The 1,398-nt window shown below is 73.9% G+C and carries 2 protein-coding genes; both read right to left on the minus strand.

What is annotated here, in order from left to right; translation table 11 throughout:
- Window positions 1-208: 208 nt before the first annotated feature.
- Window positions 209-424, minus strand: coding sequence for a hypothetical protein (locus ABZ641_RS37340; protein WP_359989030.1), 216 nt, complete (start codon window positions 422-424; stop codon window positions 209-211).
- Window positions 425-492: 68 nt separating this feature from the next.
- Window positions 493-1,164 carry an enoyl-CoA hydratase-related protein gene (locus ABZ641_RS37345; RefSeq protein ID WP_359989032.1) on the minus strand — a complete coding sequence of 224 codons (672 nt, stop codon included), beginning with the start codon at window positions 1,162-1,164 and terminating at the stop codon, window positions 493-495.
- Window positions 1,165-1,398 lie beyond the last annotated feature (234 nt).

Genomic DNA, 1,398 nt, shown 5'->3' on the forward strand with positions numbered 1-1,398 from the left:
GGAAGGGCCGGCCGGGGCGGCACCCCGCCGCGCCCGCCCGCTGCCGTTCACGCCCCCGCGAGGGGCCTCGAAGGGGGCGTTCAGGGCCGGGCCGGGCGGACTTTTTGAACGGATTTTCCGGTGCTGCCGTGCCGCGGCGGCGGGTCGGGAGAACGGCGGATTCCGGGCCGAGCTCCCCGGCCGGTCCGCGGTCGCCGCGCCCGGCGCCTCAGCGGCAGATCCAGTGGCTGTCCCGGGCCGGGTGCCTGCGTTGCTCCCCGCAGGGGCGGGTCACCGCGAGGTCGCCGTCCTCGTGGGCGAGCCGGTCGCCCGCCGCGACGAACACCGCCCGGTCCAGTACGGCCCGGAAGTCGGCGTGGAGCAGGAACTCGCTGATCAGCATCATGCGCGGTACCGGGGTGACCCCGTCGAGTTTCAGGTGCACGGGCCGAGCTTCCCGGCCGGTCCGCGGTCGCCGCGACCGGTATTCACGTTCCGGCCGGGTGGGGCGGGTCAGCCGAGGGGGATGTCCTTCTCGCGGAGGGCGGCCAGGGCGGGGCCGTACATCCGGGTCTTGATGGTGCCGACGGTGGGGCCGGCCTTGGTGGTGTGGGTGGCGGCGAGGTCGAGGGCGGTGCGGCGGAGGGAGTCCTCGTCGGCGGTGCGGTCGACGATGCCGGCGGCGAGGGCGTCGTGGCCGCCGTAGCGGCGGGCGGTGACCATCGCCTCGTGGGCCGTCCCCGGGTGGAGACGGGCCTGGATCAGGGCCGACATGCCGGCCGTGAAGGGGATGTTGATCTCGGCCTCGGGCAGGCACCAGTAGCCCCGGTCGCCGCGCATCACCCGGAAGTCGTGCGCCAGCGAGAACATCGCCCCGGCCGCGAAGGTGTGCCCCTGCAGCGCGGCGACGGTGACCACGGGCAGGGTCAGCATCCGGGCCAGCAGTTCCTGGACGGAGGACACGTACTCGAGCGCCCGGTCGGTGTTGGCGAACAGCCAGTCCAGGTCGAGGCCGTTGGAGTAGAACTTGCCGGTGGCCGTGGTCACCAGGGCGCGCGGGCCCTCGGCCTTCTCCACCTCGTCCAGCAGGCCGTCGACGGTGGCGACCCAGTCGGGGTGGAAGCGGTTCTCGCCGTCGCCGAGGTCGAGGACGAAGACGTCGTCCTGGCGGTCGAGTACGGGCATGGCAACTCCTTCGGGCAGTCGCGGTGGACCGAGCCGCACGGGGACCGGGCCGGAAGCTACTGACTGGTAACTACGGTGTCCGGGATCGTACCCGGCGGTAGGCGCGCTGTCTGCCCCCGTGCCCGCGGTGATCGGATGACGATCCGTGAGAACCCGGCCCGGGGCGCGTCCGCGAAGGTCGCGGGTGCACCACGAGGGGTGCAGGTCAGGCCGGCCCCGCGGCGAACGCCCGGC

This window comes from Kitasatospora sp. NPDC007106, from assembly GCF_040634455.1.
GTDB classification, from domain to species: domain Bacteria; phylum Actinomycetota; class Actinomycetes; order Streptomycetales; family Streptomycetaceae; genus Kitasatospora; species Kitasatospora arboriphila.

What these genes read in the sequence shown, in the direction of transcription:
- ABZ641_RS37345 (WP_359989032.1), bottom strand. Translation starts at nt 1,164, where the DNA reads ATGCCCGTACTCGACCGCCAGGACGACGTCTTCGTCCTCGACCTCGGC.